Consider the following 16,961-nt stretch of genomic DNA (forward strand, 5'->3'; position numbering starts at 1 on the left):
CCGGACAGGACGGCCCCCGATCGAGCGGACGAGTCCCGTTCCGGGCGCCGGATTTCCATTTCTGACACTCTGACTCACAGCAAGTATTCGGTAAAGACATGCCATACGGCTAGCCTGGGCGCGTGGAGTCAGCAACGAACGGCCGCCGCGCCCCGCGCCGGATCGATCCGGCGCTCGAGGTTCAGGCCGAGCCCCAGGAGCTCGTGCCGCGTCGGCGGCCCACCCAGGAGCGGAGCCGCCGCAAGTTCGACGCCCTGCTGGCGGCCTCGCGTGAACTGCTCACCGAGGTCGGCTTCGAGTCCTTCACCTGTGAAGAGGTCGCGTCCCGCGCCGACGTTCCGATCGGCACCCTCTACCAGTTCTTCGCCAACAAGTACGTGATCGTGTGCGAACTCAACCGGCAGGATCTCGTCGGAGTCCAGAGCGAGCTCGCCCAATTCAACGGCAAGATCCCCTCGGTCGATTGGTTGCGCTTCCTCAACAGCTTCGTCGACCACCTCGCCGGGCTGTGGACCACAGATCCGTCCCGGCGCGAGGTCTGGCTCGCGATGCAGTCCACCCCGTCCACCCGCGCCACCGGCGCCATCCACGAACGTGAGTTCGCCGAGCAGGTCGCCCGGATGCTCGCGCCGCTCACGCCAGACACCCCGCGGCCGCGCCGCAAGCTCATGGCCGAGGTGCTCGTCCACATCGTGTACTCGATGCTCAACTTCTCGGTGCAGGACGACCAGACCCACGCCGACGCCGTCGTCGAACTCAAGCGGATCATGGTCGCCTATCTGCAGATCGCCGAACAGGATTCCCGCGCGCAGGCCAAGCGACGCCGACGCCGCGAGGAACGCGAGGAATCCGCACGCGAACAGGCCGACCGGCAGGAGACCGAAACGGATCAGGCCGAGGAAGCTCGCGCTCCCTCGGCCTGATCCCCACATCTTCGTCCCTCAGTCGCCGACCTCGTCGAGGACGACGAACGCGCCGGCCATGTCACCGTCGTGAGTCAACGACACATGGATCCGTACGCCGGTCAGCTTCTCCGCGACCTCCCGGTGCAGCCGGATGCTCGGACGACCCCACGCGTCCGAGACCACCTCGATCTGCTGATGAATGGTCTCGGGCAGCACCGGTGGGCTGCCGAACAGCGATGCCGACCACGCCTTGATCACCGCCTCCTTCGCCGCCCAGCGGGCGGCGAAGTGACGGGCAGGATCGGAGCTGCGGGTGTTCGCGTCGCGACGCTCACCCGGTGTGAAGTTCGCCAGCATCGTCGTACCCGTACGACTCAGCTGTTCGGCGAACTCCGGCACCGACACGAGGTCGAACCCGACACCCGCAACTCCCATCCGCTGGTGCTACCCGTCTACTTGCAGCCGGGAAGACCCGAGCGGTACACGTCGTCGTCACCGAGACGCGCCTCCGCCGAGAGCAGCATGTCCGCTTCGAGCTGACGCGTGGCCGCTGCCGGCACATGATCGCCACCGAGGCGACGATCCGCGGGCCGCTGGTAGAGCGACGCTCCACCGGTCATCGCGTCCACCAGGCGACGCTTGCCGGCGACGGTGCGCTCGGCAGCCCTGGCCAGGTAGGCCTCCCGACGCTCGGCCGGGATCGCCTCGACGAACGCCTGCGGATGGACCACCGCGATCAGACCCGACACGTGCCCGAATCCGAGGCTCGTGAGCAGACCCGCCTTGAGCGGGAGCTGCTCGCCGAAACGGATCGGCGTGCGCGGCCACACCAGGTGCTCGAACTCCGCCATCTTCTCGTCGACACAGTCGAGGCTGCGGTTCGGCGGAACCACACCCTGCGCGAGAACCTGGCACAGGCCGATCAGCTGGAAGGCGGCGGCGCCACCCTTGGCGTGACCGGTCAGCGACTTCTGCGAGACCACGAACATCGGGTTGCCCTCGCTGCGGCCCAGCGCACCGGCCAGACGCTCGTGCAGCTCGGCCTCGTTCGGGTCGTTGGCCGCGGTCGAGGTGTCGTGCTTGGAGATCACCGCGATGTCGTCGGCCGTGAGGCCGAGCTTGCGCAGTTCCTTCGCCAGGCCCGACTCGCGTCCACCGCGACCCGCACCGAGCGCACCGATGCCGGGCGCCGGGATGGAGGTGTGCACACCGTCGGCGAACGAACCCGCCCAAGCGACCACACCGAGCACCGGCAGTCCCATTTCGAGCGCGACATCGCCGCGGGCGAGCAGAATGGTGCCGCCACCGGCCGACTCGACGAATCCACCGCGACGACGGTCGTTGGCGCGGGAGAAGCGACGATCGCTGATGCCCTTGGCCTGCATGTCCTCGGACTTCGCGGTCGCGGACATGTCACCGAAGCCGATGATGCCCTCGATACCGAGATCGTCGAAGCCACCGGCGACGACCAGATCGGCCTTGCCGAGCTTGATCTTGTCCACGCCCTCTTCGACGGAGACCGCAGCCGTGGCGCATGCCGCGACCGGGTGCACCATCGCGCCGTAACCACCGACGTACGACTGGACGACGTGCGCGGCGATGACGTTCGGCAGGGCCTCCTGCAGGATGTCATTCGCGCGGGACTCGCCGAGCAGGGTGTCGATGTAGAGCGACCGCATCGACGACATGCCACCCATGCCGGTGCCCTGCGTGTTGGCGACCATCGACGGGTGCACCCAGCGCAGCAGCTCGGACGGGGTGAAGCCACCGGTGAGGAAGGCGTCGACCGTGGTGACGATGTTCCACAGCCCCACCCGGTCCACCGAGTCCGCCATGTCGGCGGGGATGCCCCACTTCGTGACGTCGAAGCCGGTCGGGATCTGGCCGCCGACCGTGCGGGTCAGCTTCGCCTTGCGCGGCACGCGGATCTCGGTGCCGGCCTTGCGGGTGACGGTCCAATCGCCCGACTCGGCGTCGACCGCGGCGACCGTGTTCTCCGGATCGGAGTCGACGAACGCCCGGGCCTCGGCCTCGGAGCCCACGACGAAGGACAGGTCCTTGTCGAGGAAGACCGAGGTGAGCAGCGGCGCCGTGTTGTCGATCATCGCGCCGTCGTCGCCGTAGCGGCGGATGCCGCAACGCTCGACCACCGCGTCGTGGTAGCGGTCGGCGATCTCCGCCTCGGGCACCAGCTCACCGGTCTCGGTGTCGTAGAAGCCGGGCTTCGGATCGTTCTCCCAGCCGATCAGACCGGTGACCCACGCCAGTTCGAGCACCCCGGCGGCCGACAGTTCTTCGTCGACCTCCATCTCGAAGCGGGTGCGAGCGGAGCCGTAGGGGCCGAGCTCACCGGCACCGACGATGACGACCGTGTCGGCGAGGTCGGCGGTGACCGTGCCCCATTCGGGGGTCGGCAGCGCCTCGGCGCGCGGAGGCTCGGGCAGCGCCGCGATGGTCGCGGTGTCGTCCTCGGTCTCCTCGACGGCGTCGGCCGCGTCCTGCGCCTGCTTCGCGAGCGCCGGCAGGTCGACGTCCACCTCGGACAGTCCACCGGTCAGGTCCGCGACGAGCGGAGCCTCGGCAGCGAGACGCGTGGCTTCCGGTCCGACCAGCTTCAGCAGCTCGTCGGCCATTTCGTCCGTCGACCAGGTGCGGACACCGGCAGCCTCGACGGCGTCGACCAGCGGGTCGTTGCCGCCCATCAGGCCCGTGCCGCGCACCCAGCCGATGAGGGCGTGGGCCAGGGTGACGCGCTCGGCCCAGGTGCGCTCGGCGCTCCAGCGGTTGATGACCGCGTCGAGTGCGGCCTTGGCCTCACCGTAGGCGCCGTCGCCACCGAACTTGCCGCGGTTCGGCGACCCGGGCAGCACGACGTGCAGGTGGGTGTCGACGTCCCGGTCGTAACCGATCTTCGACAGGCCGGCGATCAGTCGCTCGACCGACCACAGCAGCACCCGCATCTCCATCTCGGCGCGCGCACCCGCGTCGGCGAGCGAACCCGCCACGCGCGGCGCGGCGAACGGGAAGAGCAGCGTCGGGGTGAGCGCATCCTTGATCAGCTTCTTCGCGCCACCGGCGACCTCGACAGTCTCGGTGCCGATCCACTCGATCAGAGCATCGACGTCGCTGTAGGACGCCATGTTCGCGGGAACCACCCACAGGGCAGCGCCGGCGCGGGCGTTGCGTGCGTAGAGCTCCTTGTAGAAGCCGAGACGACTGTCGTTCAGCGAGGAGGTCGTGACGACGACCGTCGCGCCGCCGGCGAGCAGCTTCGCGGCCACGGCTGCGCCGATACCGCCCTTGCTGGCGCCGGTGACCACGGCGACCTCGTCCGCGTATTCGGCACCCTCGGTGACGACTGCGGCCTCGGCGATCGCGGCGTAGGCCTGCGCGAGGTCCGCGCGACCCGCGTCGGTGGCCTTGCGGCCCCAGAACTCGGCGTGTGCGGCGACGGTCCGACCGGCGCCGGTGAACCGCTCGCTCCCGAGCTGCTCCCCGAGCCAGACGCGCGCCAGGTCCTCACGGGCGGTGGCCCAGCGGTCGTCGATCAGGACGGCCTTGCGCTCGTCGAAGGCGGGCGCCACGAGGCGCGGCCAGTCGGAGCCGAGCTCCGCCGACACGCGGTCGACGAGTTCGTCGTCGGCCTTGTCTGCCAGGCCCGAGACCTGCTCGGTGTGGCCGAGCTGCTCGAGCACGAGGCGTGCGGCGTTGGCGAGCACCCCGTCGCGGCCGGTGATCTGCTCGGCGAACTCGCCGAGTGCAGCGGCGTCGACAGTGGCTCCCCCGCCGCCACCGGCGGACGGCATCGACACGGCGATTCCGCGACGCGAGGCGACCGACTGCACGGCGGCGTCGATCAGCTTGTCGACCGAAGCGGCATCCGCCAGACCGCCGTCGGTCAGGCCACCGAGGTCACCACCGCGGACGGACGCGCCGTCGCGGCTGCCGAGGGCAGCTTCCGCGGTGACGTGCGATGCCCAGCCCTCGCCCAGACCCCACACCTTGGTGACGCGGTCGGCGATGTAGGCGGGACGCTTGCCCGATGGGCCGAACACCTTGCGCAGGTGGTCGTTGATCGAGTCCGACAGCACCGGGCCGAAGGGGCGGTAGGTGCGGGCGAGACGGTCGACCGTGCCGGCGAGGGCACCCATGTCGGCGTCGGCGGCACCGTCGATCGCGCCGAGCGACAGTTCGGAACCGAGGTCGACGAGCAGCTGGTTGCGGCGCGAGGACACGCCGTCGCACAGGGCCTCGATCGTGTCGGCGGGGCCGATCTGATCCGGGCGGAGCTTCGTCCACAGGGCGATGAGCACCTTGGTGGCGTCGGCAGCCTTGAACGCGATGTCGTCCGGGGTCGGGCCACCGGCCGGCGCAGCGGGAGCCGCGGCGGGCGCCGGGGTCGCAGCAGCGGCAGGTGCGGACTCGGCGGCCGGTGCGGCCGGCTCGTCGTCCTCGACCGGAGCCGGATCGGTGTCGGTCGAGTACACGATCGACGCCTCACGCTCGATATTGAGCACCTCGACGGGCTGACCGAAACGACCGGGCAGCTTCAGCGTCTGCGACGCGAGGTTCGCGACGGTGGGAGCACCACCGAGGCCGACCTCGACGAACCGCTCGACACCGAGACCACCGTCGGTCTCGTCGGCGAACAGCAGGTCCTGGGTCTCGATCCAGCGCACCGGCGACGCGAACTGCCAGGCCAGCAGCTCGGCGAGCACCACGCGGGTGAGCTCGACCGGCTTGGCCGACCAACGGTCGAAGTCCGCGAGGACGTCGGCGAGCGGCTGCGAGGGCACCAGGTCGGCGATCTCCTGGATGAACTCACGTCCCAGGTTGAACGGCTTCGGGACGAGGTTCGGGATGTACCGGCCGATGAGGATGTTCGGGTCGATCTCCTGCGGCAGCAGCGCCAGCAGACGCTCGCGGAAGTCGTCGACACCGCCGCGCAGCACGGTCGAGTGGAACGGCACGTCGATGCCCGGAACCAGGATGAACGCGCGCTTGCCACCGAACTCTGCGACCTTGCGCTCGATCACGGATTCGAGGGCTTCGAGACCCGCGACCGTGCCGGCGATCGCGTACTGCGAACCGCGCAGGTTCAGGTTGACGATCTCGAGGAACTCCCCTGTCTCGGCGGCGACACCGGCGACGAAGGCCTGCAGATCCGCGTCGTCCAGACCGAACTGCGACGGCCGGATCGCGGCCATGCGGTAGTTCGAGCGGCCCTGCTCGTCGCGCGGCACCAGAGCGTGCATCGCGGAACCGCGCTGGAAGACGACCTCGAGGACGGCCTCGAGCGGAAGCACACCGGCGACCGCGGCGAGAGCGTTGTACTCGCCCACCGAGTGACCGGCCAGGAAGGCGTCCTCGACGAACGCACCGGCCTCCTTCAGCTCGGCGATCTGCGCGACCCCGAGGGTCGCCATGGCGACCTGCGTGAACTGGGTCAGGTGCAGCACGCCGTCGGGGTGCTTGTGGGTGACCCCGCGGGCCTTGAGGACCGTCGGGTTGTCGCGGACCACGGCGAGGATCGAGAAGCCGAGGGCCTCACGGGTGTGCTTGTCGGCGCGCTCCCAGATCTCGCGGGCGGCCTTCGAGCGGGCACGGGCGTCGAGACCCATGCCGGGACGCTGGATGCCCTGACCCGGGAAGGCGTAGACGGTCTTCGGAGCGGCGATACGGCCGGTCGCGACCATCACCAGGTCGCCGTCGACGCGGCAGCCCACCTCGACGACCTCGGCGCCGCCGTCGGTGGCGATGCGGTCGACACGCACGTCGATCTTCGCGCCCGGACGGACCATGCCCAGGAAGCGAGCGGTCCAGGAGGTCAGACGACGGACCGGCAGCTTCGCGTCCTGCTCGATGGCGGTGACGACCTGCTGGGCAGCGGCGGACAGCCACATGCCGTGCACGATCGGCGTTCCGAGGCCGGCAAGCAGCGCGGCGTTGTCGGAGGTGTGAATCGGGTTGTGATCGCCCGAGACCTTCGCGAACGCGCTCATGTCGGTCGGGGCGACGATCACGGCATCGCGACGACGGCGACGCGGCGTGTCGGTGACGGCATCGCTGAGGGCACCACCGGCGCGGACCGGGTCGGCGAGTTCGGCGGTACCGGTGCGGCCGCGGATCGCGAAACGCTCGGCGAGCGTCGCGACGACCCGGTCGCCCGAGCCGTCGCCGCTGTCGGCGGTGATGACCACATCGACCTCGACGACGCGACCCAGATCGGTGTCGGAGACACTCGTGACCTCGGCCTTGACGCCCAGGAAGGCGGGCTCGGTGGGCAGGCCGTTCTTCACGTCGATCGCGTGATCCAGGTGGACCAGGTCGAGCATGCCCTCGATGACCGAGAGATCGGTCTCGGTGCGGGCGGCACCGAGCGCGGCGAAGACGGCCGGCCAGCAGGCACCCACGAGCACGTCGGGCACACCGTTGCCACCCGGCGTCAGGTTCGCGGGCAGACCCGAACCGGTGACACCGGCGTGGTCGGCGATCTTCTCCGGCAGCCAGCCCAGAGTGATGCGGGCAGCGCCCTTCCTGACCTCCGGGAGTTCCTGACCGGCGGCGACACCGAGCAGAGCCGACATCGACGCGTCGGCGTCGGCTTCGGTGACGACGGGCGCACCACCGGAGACGACCGAGGCGGGCACGGTCAGGCGGATCTCGACGGCCTTGTCGCGCACCAGCGGCACACGCAGACCGACGTGATCGTCGTCGAGGATCGTCAGGGTCGCACCCGTCGGGGCATGCGAGGCAGCGGTCTCCGACTCGACGGTCCACTCGTCCAGATCACCGAGACGGTGGATCGGGTTGCGGGTCTGGCGACCCGCCCACGAGACGTCGGGTGAGGACAGCACGGCGTCGAGCAGGCCCGGCGCGATGTCGCGATGGCGACGCGCGGCGAGCTCCACCGGGTCTGCACCCTCGGCGACGAGCTCATCGGCCGTGGCCTTCTCGAAACGGTCGAGGAGTTCACCGACCGGCTCGTCGACACGGGTGATGCCGGCGACGGCGACGGTGCCGGGGATCACGCACACCTGGTCGGCGGAATACCGCGGGTCGTGGGCCTGCCACAGCGAGTCCGAACGCCACCAGCGGCGCACGTCCTGGTCGACGACGGGGACGAAGTTCACGGGCTTGCCGGGCGTGCGGCACAGCGACACGAAGAACGGCACATCGGCGGGGTGCAGCACGACATCGCCCGCGTCGGGGTACTGCGCGAGCAGCGACTTGATCGCGGCGTACGGGCGCTCGAGCACCGCGTCGTCGTCGAACAGCGTCGGGATCGGGCCCCGGCAGACGGGATGCAGACGAGCCTCGGCGCGCTGCAGCATGTCGCGGAAACGCTCACGCCACGACACGTCCAGCCACGGGCTGGTGTGGGCCTCGGCGAGGACGTCCGCCAGATCGGTGCCGCAGTCGAACTCGGCACCGTTGTCCGTGCCGACCGCCAACTCGAGGTAGCGCTCGAGCCACTGCAGGTAGGTCATGGTGTCGAGGTCACCGAAGTACGGTTTCGCCGTTCCGTTCAGGGCCTCGATGATCTCGTCGCGGCGCGCGGCCACGGCGTCCGCGTCACCGGCAACCTCGTCGAGGAGGCGGCCCGTACGCGAGGCGGCGTTGTCGATCTCGTGGATGTCGGCGCCGAGCTGGCTGCGGCCGGAGGCCATACCGCCGGTCGCGGTGCCGGCAGCGACCCAGTCGGGTGTGCCGGGGGTGTCGACGAGAAGCTGCTTGACCTCGGGGGCCGTGGTGGCCTCGAGGGTCGCCATCGCGGCGGTGCCGACAAGGATGCCGTCGAGCGGCATCGCCGGGAAACCGTAGACGGTCGACCAGCGGCCGGTCAGGTACTCGGCGGCCTTCTCGGGCGTACCGATGCCACCGCCGACGCACAGCACCAGATTCGGGCGCGTACGCAGCTCCGCGTAGGTGTCGAGGAGCAGGTCGTCGAGGTCCTCCCACGAGTGGTGACCACCGGCGCGACCACCCTCGATGTGGGCGATGACCGGGTAGTCGGGAACCTCGTTCGCGATGCGGATCACCGAACGGATCTGCGCGACCGTGCCCGGCTTGAACGCGATGTGCTCGATGCCGGCTTCACGCAGATCGGAGATGATCTGCACTGCCTCGTCGAGCTCCGGGATACCGGCGGTGACGACGACACCGTCGAAGGGCGCACCGGCCGCCCGGGCCTTGGGTACGAGGCGCTTGCCGCCCACGTGCAGCTTCCACAGGTACGGATCCAGGAACATCGAGTTGAACTGGACGGCGCGACCCGGCTCGAGCAGTTCGGTCAGCTCGGCGACGTGGTCGGCGAAGATCTGCTCGGTGACCTGACCGCCCCCGGCGAGCTCGGCCCAGTGGCCGGCGTTCGCGGCTGCGGCGACGATCTTCGGATCGACGGTCGTGGGCGTCATGCCCGCGAGCAGGATCGGCGAGCGGCCCGTCAGGCGCGTGAAGGACGTCTCGACGGCGATGCGGCCGTCGGGCAGCGCGACCGGCTTCGGAGCGAACTCCGACCAGGCACGCGGAACCTCGGGCTCTGCGCCCGGGGTGAGGAGATTGCGCTGACCACCGCGGGTCGCGGCGGCGATGATGCCGACGCCCTGACCACGCAGACCCGAGCTGGTCATACGGGTGAGGAGTTCACCCGGACCGAGGTCGAGGATCCACGAGGCACCGGACGCGACGGCGGAGTCGACCTGCTCGACCCAGTCGATCGGGGCGACGAGGATCGCGTCCGCGAGCGAACGCGCGAGCTCGGCGTCGAGCTCGCAGCGGGCGGCCCAATCGGCGACCTGCTCGACGGCGTCGGCGAAGGCGGGGTGATGGAAGCCGACCTCGGCCGCGACGGGTTCGAAGGTCGGGGCGAAGACCGCACCGCCGCGCTTCTTGGCCTCGCGCTCGCGGGTCTCGTCGGCCGAGATCTGCTCGCAGCGCTGCTGCACGCGCTCGAGTGCTGCGGGAGGACCCGACAGCACGACGCGCCGACGAGCGTTGCGGATGGCGACGACGGCGCTGCGCTCGGCGTCCTGGCCTTCGAAGACCTCGGCGACGATCGCGCGCAGGCGCTCCGGGTCGACGCCGGCGACCGCGAGCATGGGGTACTTGCCGGCGCCGGAGATCAGGCCGCGGCGACGGCCGATGAGGGTCGCGGCGGCACCGATGAGCTGGGCGATCGCCAGGATCTCGGCGTCCTTGCGGCCCGCGGCGGCGACGGATTCGACGGCGAGGACGCCCTGCGAATGGCCGATGACCGCGCTCGGCGCGACGGAGTCGACGTCGAGGCCCTGGTTCGCGAGCGCGCGCAGTGCCGCGACCTGGGTGAGGAAGACACCGGGGAGCGACACGGCGGCGGAGGTGAGAGCGGCCTCGGACGGACCGGCGGGCGCGTCATCCTCGTCGGCGAGTTCGGCCTCGAGGATCCATGCGACGGGGTCGAAGCCCGTCGGGCGGACCACGACAAGATCGCTCGCGACCGGGGCGAGGTGCCCGGCAGCGCGGTTGACCAGGTCGGTGAGGACCGGTTCGAGTCCGTTGTCGCGGCTGAGCTCCTCGAGCGAGGTGAGCCAGGGGGCACCCTGGCCGCCGAAGGCGAGCGCGTAGGGCTCACCCGCGAGGAGCTTGTCGACCAGGGCACGGGCCGGAGCGGCTGCCGTGGACCGATCGGTGGTGCGTCGTGATGCCTTCGAGTTCCGTCCGTTGTCGCCTGGTGTGGTCTCGTCGATCGTCACGCGTGTGGTTCCTCTCCTGAACACCCCGGCGTCGAGGCTTCGTGTTTCAGCGCTGCGCGCCGGTGTGCTGCTGGACTAGTGGTCCGCTGTTCGGGCACGCCCAGGTTCGCACAAAATCATGAGGGGTTCCTCATGTTTTGTTTCGCGCAGTTTGCTGGGCACCTCCCCCACCAGTGATTTCGCTCACACGACCGCTCGAAAGTAACTGGTCGGTAACCCGAATCACTCCTGGCTGCGTCGATGCGTGGACGTCCATGAACCCGAGGAATCCCTCACGTTTTTCGTTATCAAATCGTTATCTATTGACGGGTCTCGCGGATCGTGCATCGCAAGATCGACAACGTGTCGGCGCCCACGGCTAACCTTTCGTCGGATCGAACAGACATTCGAAATCGGGGGCGAGATGGGGAAGCGGATCGGGTACACAAAGGAACTTCTGGAGGAAGCGGTGGCTGCGTCCATCAGCACTGCGGGTGTTCTCCGCTATCTGGGACTGCGGGCGGGCGGAGGTAGTTACGTCGTCGTCAAACGACGGATCGAGGCCTACGGAATCGACACGTCCCACTTCCGGGGCATGGCCCACCAGAAAGGACGACCGGCCCGGAACCGGCTGCACTGGTCGGACGTGCTCACGGTCGCACCGGTCGGCTCGAACCGGAAGGAGACCAGAGTGCTCAGGCGCGCACTCCTCGAATACGGTCGCGCACACGAGTGCGAGATGTGCGGCATCGGACCGGAATGGCTCGAATCTCCGCTGGCGCTCCACATCGATCACGTCGACGGCAGTCCGAACGACTCCCGACCACCAAACCTTCGCTTCCTGTGCCCCAACTGCCACAGCCAGACGCCGACCTGGGCGGGCAGGAACGCACGTCGTGTTCTCGGCGAGTCCCCCGAGCGGACTCCCGATCGAATCGGAGCAGAACCCGACGAGGCGGCGTGATGGCGCGGCCGGTCAAGTACAGCGAGGAGATGCTGCAGGAAGCAGTTCGGAACTGCGTCAACTTCGCCGAGGTCATGCGGTACTTCGGCCTCAAACCCAACGGCGGGCACCACACGCATCTGAGCCGCCGGATCCGCGCCCTCGGCATCGACACGTCCCACTTCACCGGACGGCCCAGGACGACCGAGCGCAGACCGTACGTCCGTCACGAGTGGCAGGACCTCCTCATCGAGAAACCACGCGGATCCAGGCGCACGAAACCGAATCAGCTCCGACGGGCGCTCGTCGAGTACGGACGCCCCTACCGGTGCACCCGGTGCGGCACCGACCCCGAGTGGAATGGAAGGCCACTCACCTTGCACGTCGACCACATCGACGGGAACCCGAACGATTCCCGCCCGGAGAACCTCCGCTTCCTGTGCCCCAACTGCCACAGCCAGACGCCCACCTGGGCCGGACGGAACGTACAACTCCGTGTGGCCCCGGAGTGACGGCCATGCCGTATCCTGCTGAGGTCTGGCGCGAGTGGCGGAATTGGCAGACGCCCGGGTTTTAGGTACCCGTGTCTTCGGACGTGGGGGTTCGAGTCCCCCCTCGCGCACCACGTGACCTCACCCACGGTGCACCGACCGTCTTGGCAGGTCGGTGCACCGTTCGGGTACCGTCGAGGGCGTGTCCGAGCATCGCCCTCCCCGCCGGTTGGCCCTGATCATCCTGGTCCTGGTGGCCACGGCCGGATGCCTCGGCCTCGGTTATTGGCAGTGGACCGCCTTCGAAGCAGTGGGCGGCACCTACCAGAATCTCGGGTACGCACTCCAGTGGCCCGCCTTCGCCTTCTTCTGCGTCTACGCCTACCGCCGCTTCGTGCGCCTCGAGGCGGAGGAGCAGGAAGCCGAGAGCACCGGAGGGCGACGCCCGTCCGAACCGGACGAGCCCACCGAGATTCCCGAGGATCTTCTTCCCACCCGTCCGCGCACGCTCGCCGAGGCACGCGAGCAGGAGGCCGCGGATCCCGACGCACGGCAGATCAACGAGTACAACGAGTACCTCGCGCAACTCGCGCGCAGGTCCGATAGGAGCGCTCAGTGAGCACCACCCCCGAGCAGGCGTCCGGCCAGGCCACCACACCGCGCGTCGTCAGCGATGCCGACCGGAAGAAGATCCGTTCCGCCCTGCTGCGTTACCGCGTGCTCGCCTACGCGACCGGCATCTGGCTGTTGATCCTCACCGGTGAGATGGTCGCCAAGTACATCATCGGCGTCGAGAACGTGCCGGCCTGGATCGCGATCGTGCACGGCTGGGTGTACGCGATCTACCTGGTGCTCACCTTCGATCTGTCGATCAAGGTGCGCTGGCCGATCGCCCGCACGGTGTGGACGCTTCTCGCAGGAACGATTCCGTTCCTGTCGTTCTTCGTCGAACACAAGCGCACCCAGCAGGTGAAGGCCGACTTCGGGGTCTGAGCCACCACCCCTCGAACACGAATCGGGCGGATCCTTCTCGAAGGATCCGCCCGATCTCGTCTATGGCCGTGTGCGAGCTCAGCGTCGCGGCAGGCGCACCACCTGGACGAAGAATTCGTCGATCTGACGCACCGCGCGGATGAACTGATCGAGGTCGACCGGTTTCGTCACGTACGCGTTGGCATGAAGTCTGTAGCTGCGCAAAATGTCCTCCTCCGCGGCCGAGGTGGTGAGAACCACCACGGGAATGTCGGTGAGGTCGTTGTCGGACTTGACCTGCTCGAGGACCTGCCGCCCGTCGTACTTGGGCAGGTTCAGGTCGAGGAGGATCAGATCGGGCCGAGGAGCGTTCTCATATTCCCCGCGCCGGTAGAGGAAGTCGAGCGCTTCCTCGCCGTCGCGCACCACATGCAGGGTGTTGCCGATCTTGTTGTCCTCGAACGCTTCTCGCGTCATCAATTCGTCGCCGGGGTCGTCCTCCACGAGGAGGACGTCGATCGGCCGCCCGGAAACGCTCATGCAGATGCCCCTTTCAGAGCGACTTCGGTTGCAGACATGTCGTCGCCTGTCTTGGGAATCGTAAAGCAGAAACGACTGCCCTCCCGGTACTGCGGGTCGAGCCAGATCTCTCCACCGTGGTACTCGACGATTTTGCGGCAGATCGCCAGACCGATGCCGGTTCCGGTGTAGACGTCCCGGCCGTGCAGTCTCTGGAAGATCACGAAGACCTTGTCGGCGAACTCTTCGGCGATACCGATGCCGTTGTCCTGCACGGAGAATCGCCAGAGTTCGTCGTCTCCCTCGACGATCTCCTCGCAGGCGACGCGGATCTCTACGGGCCGGTCCTCGTGGCGGAACTTGATAGCGTTCCCGATCAGGTTCTGCCACAACATGATCATCAATGTGGGATCGCCCACGATCGTCGGCAGGGAGTCGGGTCGGACGATCTTCGCGCCGGATTCCTCGACGGCATGGGAGATGTTCGTCATGGCCGCGTCGAGCGTCACGTCGAGTTCGGTGCGGACGTGCGCGTCGCTGACGCGTCCGACCCGAGAGAAGGTCAGCAGATCGTTGATGAGCACCTGCATGCGTTTGGCGCCGTCCACCGCGAAGGCGATGTACTGGGTGCCGCGTTCGTCCAGCTTGTCGCCGTACCGCTTCTCGAGGAGTTGGCAGAAGGAGGCGACCTTGCGGAGCGGCTCCTGCAGGTCGTGGGAGGCCACGTAGGCGAACTGCTCCAGTTCCGAGTTCGAACGCCGGAGTTCCGTCGTCTGGTTCTCCAACTGTTCCTCGCGATCGTGCGCGACCTGCAGTTCGTGCACGATCCGCTCGCGCATCTCCTCGACGTCCCTGCCGAGGGCGTAGATGTCGGCGGGACCCTGAGGTTCGATCTCACGCTCGAAGTTCTCCCCTGCGATCACGGCGCGCGATGCCTGCCGCAGACGCTGGATCGGCCGCACCACGATCACCTGGAGCAGGACTGCGAGACCCACCCCGGTGAGGAGGAACACCACGACCATGCCGGCAAGGATCCGATCGCGGGTACTCCGAATGTCCTCCAGTGACGCGATACCCTCCGTCTTGGCCTGCAAGAGGTCGGTGTTCTGGACTTCGAACGCCTCTCGGAGCCGATCGAATGCGACACGACCTGCATCGACGGCGGCCGGATCGACGAATCGCGGCTCTCCGGGCGCCACAGCCGCGACAAGAGGCTCGGCATACACCCGCCGCCATTCGGCGGCGTGCGCCTCGATCGACTCGAGGTCGGCGAGCAACTTCTCGTCGTCGCCCACCAGTGCGCGCAGCTCGGCAGCGGCCGAAGCTTCCTCCTGCTTACCCTGCTCGTACGGGGAGAGGAAGTCGGGATCGGCAGCCAGGATGTATCCGCGGGCACCGGTTTCCTGGTTCAGAAGTGCGCCTTGAAGGCGGTAGGCCTCCGCTCGTGCGGGCTGGATGCGATCCCGCACGTAGTTGGAGGCCTCGGTCGTCTCTCGGAGGTAATGGCTGCCCACCACGGTGCCGACGATCACCAACAGCCCCATCACGCTCAGTACGAGCAGGAACCAGCCCTGAACCGTCATTCCCCGGGACGGAGGGCGACGCGTGTCCCCCGCCTCCGCCGTTGCGTCGCTCTCGGTCATGCGGCGGTGATCACTTCCTGTTCCATTGCACGTGGACGACTGCCACGTCGTCGGACAGTCCCCCTCTACTGTCCGCGAGCTTCTCGGCGCCGTCGATGAGGGCGTCGGTGAACTCCGCGGGCGAGAGATGGGCTCGTTCGCGCGCGAGCTCGAGGAGCCCTTCCTCGCCGAGTCGTTCCGGTCCCGGTCCGCGGTGGCCCTCGAACAGTCCGTCGGTGAACAGCACGATCGCGCCGTCCTCGGGCAGATCCATCGTGTGGACAGGCCAGGTCGCCGTTCCCGGCAGCAGGCCCAGGGCCGGGCCGCCGGGGGCTTCCACCCAGTCGACGGTTCCGGCGTGGCGCAGCAGGAGCCCGGGATGCCCGGCTCTCATGACCTCTACGGTGCGTCGATCGGCGCACATGGTGAGGTTGGTCATGGACGCGAAGAATCTGCTCTCGGTGCGTTCGGCGACCAGGAGTTCCTCGAGTTGCTGCAGCCGCCGAGGGCCGTCGACGCCGCTGAGCACGAGCGTGCGCCACGCGATACGGAGCCCGACCCCGAGGGCTGCTTCGTCGGGGCCGTGACCGGAGACGTCGCCGATGAGGACGTGCACGGTGCCGTCGTCGGTCTGCACGACGTCGTAGAAGTCGCCGCCGAGCAACGCGGAGGACCGGCCGGGACGGTAGCGGGTGACGACGTCGAAGTCCTGACCGTCGCGCAGGAGCGGGGACGGGAGCAGTCCGCGTTCGAGTCGGGCGTTCTCCTGCGCGTGCAACTGGCTCGCCTGGAGTTCCGCCGCCGCGATCTCGGTCTGCTTTCGCTGGATGGCGTAGCGGACGGCGCGGCCGAACAAATCGGGTTCGACGCGTCCCTTGACGAGATAATCCTGGGCTCCCACCGAGAGTGCGGCGAGACCGGTCTGCTCTTCGGCGAGGCCGGTGAGGACGACGATGGGTACCGAGTCGGTGATCTCCTGGATGCGCGCGACCGCTTCGAGGCCGCTCGCATCGGGCAGGTGGAGGTCGAGAAGTACGCAATCCGGGTGGGATGTGGTGAGTTCGTCGCGGGCCTGTGCGAGTGTCTGGACCCACACGACCGTCATCTCGGGTGCGCTGTCGACGACGAGCTCCTCGACGATGAGCGCGTCACCGGGATCGTCCTCGATGAGAAGCAACGACGGCGGTTCGGCCGACCCACCCTGCGCTCGGTGCATGTCCACTCGGCCGCCCCTCCCTCCCTGGTCGAAAGGGAACATTACAGACTCCACGACATCATGGTCACAGGGTGGTCACAGAGTGTCGCGGCCACGACGGACGGACCGATGTGTGCATCTGTCGGCACGATCTTGCATGATGACAAGGTGAACGATCCACTGACCGCGCATCCACATATGACTCTTTCGACAGGTCGCAACGGTTCCGTTGCGGTGCTGTCCGTCACCGGCGAAGTCGACATGACGAGCGCTCCGCTGCTCGAGAAGGAAGCCCTCGGGCTCCTCGACACCGACATCACCGGGCTGATCGTCGACCTCAGCGGTGTTGATTTCCTCGCTTCGATGGGTATCGCTCTGTTGGTCGAGTTGTCCAAGCGAGCCGCCGACGCCATCGGTTTCGCCGTTGTCGCACACGGAAGTGCCACGGCACGCCCGCTCGAGCTCCTCGGCCTCGGAGAGGTCCTGGCGATCCACCCGAAGCTCGACGACGCGCTCGTCGGCCTCAATGCCTCGCCGGAAGGCGTCTCCGAGTAGACCGCCGTACCCGACGAACCGAGGAGCCATGTCGTCTGCGCCCGAG

The 16,961-nt window shown here is 68.3% G+C and carries 11 protein-coding genes and 1 tRNA gene; 7 read left to right on the forward strand and 5 right to left on the reverse strand.

What is annotated here, in order from left to right:
* Positions 1-122: 122 nt before the first annotated feature.
* On the forward strand, positions 123-923 hold the full coding sequence (locus GON09_RS09320) for a TetR family transcriptional regulator (RefSeq protein ID WP_213931549.1): 801 nt from the start codon (positions 123-125) through the stop codon (positions 921-923).
* An 18-nt stretch (positions 924-941) separates the two neighbouring features.
* Here GON09_RS09320 and acpS read toward each other — a convergent pair whose 3' ends face one another.
* Positions 942-1,340, reverse strand: coding sequence for a holo-ACP synthase AcpS (acpS, locus tag GON09_RS09325; protein ID WP_213931550.1), 399 nt, complete (start codon positions 1,338-1,340; stop codon positions 942-944).
* Between the two features lie 17 nt (positions 1,341-1,357).
* Complete coding sequence (locus GON09_RS09330; RefSeq protein ID WP_213931551.1) at positions 1,358-10,639, reverse strand: type I polyketide synthase; 9,282 nt, start codon at positions 10,637-10,639, stop codon at positions 1,358-1,360.
* A gap of 403 nt (positions 10,640-11,042) precedes the next feature.
* Between GON09_RS09330 and GON09_RS09335 the strand changes: the two genes are divergently transcribed.
* The 5 genes from GON09_RS09335 to GON09_RS09355 all read left to right on the forward strand — a co-directional run bounded on the left by GON09_RS09335 (position 11,043) and on the right by GON09_RS09355 (position 13,045).
* Positions 11,043-11,582 (forward strand): HNH endonuclease signature motif containing protein, encoded by a 540-nt coding sequence (locus GON09_RS09335; protein ID WP_213931552.1) that lies wholly within the window; start codon positions 11,043-11,045, stop codon positions 11,580-11,582.
* Complete coding sequence (locus GON09_RS09340) at positions 11,582-12,073, forward strand: HNH endonuclease signature motif containing protein (RefSeq protein WP_213931553.1); 492 nt, start codon at positions 11,582-11,584, stop codon at positions 12,071-12,073. Before GON09_RS09335 ends, GON09_RS09340 begins: the two co-directional genes overlap by 1 nt.
* A gap of 28 nt (positions 12,074-12,101) precedes the next feature.
* A tRNA-Leu gene (locus tag GON09_RS09345) sits at positions 12,102-12,186 on the forward strand.
* Between the two features lie 68 nt (positions 12,187-12,254).
* Positions 12,255-12,671, forward strand: coding sequence for a transcriptional regulator (locus GON09_RS09350; RefSeq protein WP_213931554.1), 417 nt, complete (start codon positions 12,255-12,257; stop codon positions 12,669-12,671).
* Entirely contained in the window at positions 12,668-13,045 is a 378-nt protein-coding gene (locus GON09_RS09355) for a DUF3817 domain-containing protein (protein ID WP_213931555.1), read from the forward strand. The genes GON09_RS09350 and GON09_RS09355 overlap by 4 nt, the downstream gene beginning before the upstream one ends.
* Before the next feature lie 78 nt (positions 13,046-13,123).
* On the opposite strand, the gene GON09_RS09360 is transcribed toward GON09_RS09355, so the two are convergent.
* The 3 genes from GON09_RS09360 to GON09_RS09370 form a co-directional block, all read right to left on the reverse strand.
* Positions 13,124-13,564, reverse strand: a complete 441-nt coding sequence (locus GON09_RS09360) for a response regulator (RefSeq protein ID WP_213931556.1) — start codon at positions 13,562-13,564, stop codon at positions 13,124-13,126.
* On the reverse strand, positions 13,561-15,126 hold the full coding sequence (locus GON09_RS09365) for a sensor histidine kinase (protein ID WP_213934374.1): 1,566 nt from the start codon (positions 15,124-15,126) through the stop codon (positions 13,561-13,563). The genes GON09_RS09360 and GON09_RS09365 overlap by 4 nt, the downstream gene beginning before the upstream one ends.
* A 70-nt stretch (positions 15,127-15,196) precedes the next feature.
* Positions 15,197-16,381 carry a fused response regulator/phosphatase gene (locus tag GON09_RS09370; protein ID WP_244866066.1) on the reverse strand — a complete coding sequence of 395 codons (1,185 nt, stop codon included), beginning with the start codon at positions 16,379-16,381 and terminating at the stop codon, positions 15,197-15,199.
* 177 nt (positions 16,382-16,558) lie between these two features.
* On the opposite strand from GON09_RS09370, the gene GON09_RS09375 reads away from it, so the two are divergent.
* A complete protein-coding gene (locus tag GON09_RS09375) occupies positions 16,559-16,915 on the forward strand; it encodes an STAS domain-containing protein (protein ID WP_213931558.1) in 357 nt (118 codons plus the stop codon).
* Positions 16,916-16,961 lie beyond the last annotated feature (46 nt).

Source organism: Rhodococcus sp. B50 (assembly GCF_013602415.1).
In the GTDB taxonomy this organism is placed as follows: domain Bacteria; phylum Actinomycetota; class Actinomycetes; order Mycobacteriales; family Mycobacteriaceae; genus Rhodococcus.